Raw genomic sequence first — 1,147 nt, 5'->3', positions numbered from 1 at the left:
AGCTAGGTAAGGCTGCGAAGCTCGTCTCTGGCGTCCGCTGCGATAACTGATCCTTTAAACTGCTTCCCGTCGAGTAGGTCTCCCATCTCTGAGATTCGCCTGCGAATCCAGGAAATCTTCCGTTCCTCGGGTAGATTGATTACAGGGCGTAATACCTGCATTGCTCCATCAATTTCGCCTACTTTGACGCGGGCAGTTGCTTGATATACGTGAGCTAGAGCCTCATCGTCCAGTGATCGGAACTCATCCCCCTCGTGTTCCCACAGGGAGATGGCGCGCCCGGCGTCTCTGTCTGCTCGCTTCAGGGCTTGTGGATCGTCCAGCCACATTAGACTTGAGCCACCATAGTAGAGCTGTTTGGCGTAGCTGAAGGAGTAGAGGCCGTTCACAGAGTCGGACGCGGCTTTATCGCGCAAGGATAGAGCTTGATCTAGGAGGTCCTGCGCCTTCCTGGAGTTGTTGAGGTTGGCGGCACACTGAGCTGCTCCACATAGGAGGCGAATCGTTGACGTGCCTGCTCCTGCGTACTTCAAGCCGTCCTGGGCAAGGTTGTCCGCAAGAGTGTAGTTCTTCTCGAACCGCGCCAGGAGAGATTCAGTTCCGCGGACCCAGGCGCGCAGTTCATTGTCGTTCGCGGATTCCGCTAGGTGCCATGCGGCACGAGCGTGGGTCGCGGCAATCTCGGGGTGGCCGAGGTCGAGGGCAGCGTAGATAAGCACCCCGGAGGCTCTGCCTGCCGCCAGGGTCAAGTCGCGCAATTCGTGTGGTCGCACAGCGCCTTCGGTTAGCCGCCTTAGAGACTCTTTCCGAATGTCTGTAGCCTTGCGCAGCATCGGCTCTGCGGGTTGATGTAGATAGGCGATACTGAGTGATGCAACGCTCTCGCTTAGAGCGTCGACGTCTACTGAGGTGTTCTCAGTAGCGGGTTGATCATGTCGTGCGGTCGTACTCGGTGTGGAGTAGTACGAGCGCAGCTGCGGTGATCGCGCCGGTGCGCCAGGGACATAGCGTGACTCGCCGCAACGCGGCGAAGGTGGTCTTGAGCAGGGCGTTTCCGCGTTCGGCCAGAGCACGAAGGGCTGAGTGCAGGGTGTTGACGGTGCGCTGGTTGACCGTCTGCCCGCGGCCGGGGGCGAGTTTGATGGGC

General features: G+C 59.3%; 1 protein-coding gene and 1 pseudogene. Both read right to left on the bottom strand.

Translation table 11 applies throughout. The features are described 5' to 3' along the window. Nucleotides 1-2 precede the first annotated feature (2 nt). Nucleotides 3-719 (bottom strand): hypothetical protein, encoded by a 717-nt coding sequence (locus Ae505Ps2_RS30855; RefSeq protein ID WP_139320122.1) that lies wholly within the window; start codon nucleotides 717-719, stop codon nucleotides 3-5. Between the two features lie 211 nt (nucleotides 720-930). Beyond that, nucleotides 931-1,147 (bottom strand): annotated as a pseudogene (locus tag Ae505Ps2_RS30850) (IS5/IS1182 family transposase); the annotation flags it as partial.

Source organism: Pseudonocardia sp. Ae505_Ps2 (assembly GCF_001932425.1).
Lineage (GTDB): Bacteria > Actinomycetota > Actinomycetes > Mycobacteriales > Pseudonocardiaceae > Pseudonocardia.
This window is presented reverse-complemented; position numbering and strand designations above follow the sequence as displayed.